This is a genomic window from Candidatus Bipolaricaulota bacterium (assembly GCA_021159055.1).
Taxonomy (GTDB): domain Bacteria; phylum Bipolaricaulota; class Bipolaricaulia; order UBA7950; family UBA9294; genus S016-54.
The window spans coordinates 1-1,303 of record JAGGSO010000139.1 but is presented as its reverse complement, the minus strand read 5'-3'; the positions used below and the strand labels follow the sequence as shown (position 1 = coordinate 1,303).

3 protein-coding genes are annotated in these 1,303 nt (G+C 63.9%); 2 read left to right on the top strand and 1 reads right to left on the bottom strand.

The features are described from left to right. Positions 1-110 (top strand): heavy metal-binding domain-containing protein (locus J7J55_07240; GenBank protein ID MCD6142488.1); only part of this gene is annotated, 110 nt, incomplete at its 5' end. A gap of 41 nt (positions 111-151) precedes the next feature. Then, positions 152-1,048: a diacylglycerol kinase family lipid kinase gene (locus tag J7J55_07235; protein MCD6142487.1), complete on the top strand. Its 897-nt coding sequence runs from the start codon at positions 152-154 to the stop codon at positions 1,046-1,048. Here J7J55_07235 and J7J55_07230 read toward each other — a convergent pair. Then, a partial coding sequence (locus J7J55_07230) for a DNA mismatch repair protein MutL (protein MCD6142486.1) occupies positions 1,045-1,303 on the bottom strand: 259 nt, incomplete at its 5' end. The genes J7J55_07235 and J7J55_07230 overlap by 4 nt on opposite strands.

Genomic DNA, 1,303 nt, shown 5'->3' with positions numbered 1-1,303 from the left:
CGGAGAAGCTGGGGGCGAACGCCGTCGTCGGGGTTAGGTTCACCACCTCGCAGACAATGGCCGGAGCAGCCGAGATCCTTGCCTACGGGACCGCGGTGCGGCTTGGGTGAACGTGCTTGACCGCCACCTGGTTTCTGTCTAGGATTACTGCATGAATACGCGAAAGTACTTTCTCATCGTCAATCTGATCGCGGGGCAGGGGCGGTGTAAGGCGCTGTTTCCCAAAGTAAAACGGGTGCTCGACCGCCGCAAGGTGGACTACGACCTCCACTACACGAATGAGCCGATGGAGGCGGTCGATGTCGCCCAGATGGGGATCGAGGCCGGATTCACCCACATCGTCGCCATGGGCGGGGACGGGACGGTGAACGAAGTGACGAACGGGATCGTCACCTCCGCCACGGACGCCGTTCTCGGAGTGATCCCGGCCGGCACCGGGAACGACTTCATCCGCATGCTCGGGATCCCGCCCGACCCGTTCGCCGCGATCGACCTTTTGTTGAGCGACCACGAGCGCACGATCGACCTCGGGCGGGTGGGGGAAGACCGCTACTTCGTGAACGGCCTCGGGATCGGGATCGACGCCCAGGTCGCCCGCGACGTGCTGGGGATGGAGCGGTCCCGCGGTGCCGCTGCCTACCTTTACGCCGCAGTGAAGGAGATCTTCCGATTCAAGGCGTTCCCGGTGGAACTGGCCGGGGACGGATGGAAGGAGGAGTACGAGCTGATCTCCCTTGGCCTGGCGAACGGGAGGTACTGCGGCGGCGGGTTCAAGCTGGCGCCGCGCGCCGATATCACCGACGGTCTCGTCGATATCTCCGCTATCGAGGACTTCCCTAAACTGGAGCGGTTGATCCGTCTCCCGCAGGCCCGCAAGGGTAACCACCTGAAGCTCGCCAAGGTCCATTATCGGCAGGAGAAAGCCGTCACCGTATCCTCCCCGGCGCGGCTCGTCGCCCATATCGACGGGGAGCCGTACAAGATCCCGGGCAAAGAATTTACGGTGAGAGCCGTCCCCAACGCCCTGCGCGTCATCGCCCGCGTCTAGGCGCGCTTGAACCTCCGGTCGAGCTCGTCCCGTGACAGGGTGAAGATGATCGGGCGGCCGTGCGGGCAGAAGTATGGGTTCTTCATACTCGACAATCGATCGACGAGGGCCTGCTGCTCGGGGAGCGGAAGCCTGTCCCCGGCCTTGATCGCCGCTGCGCACGCGAGTTCCGCTAGGATGTGATCGAACAGGGCATCCCCCGCCTTCTCGCCGTGTGCTAGGATCTCTGCGATCTTCTCGATCGCCTCCTGGAAC

Bases quoted from the DNA above. Each gene is read 5' to 3' on its own strand.
- J7J55_07235 (MCD6142487.1), top strand. From the start codon at position 152: ATGAATACGCGAAAGTACTTTCTCATCGTCAATCTGATCGCGGGGCAG.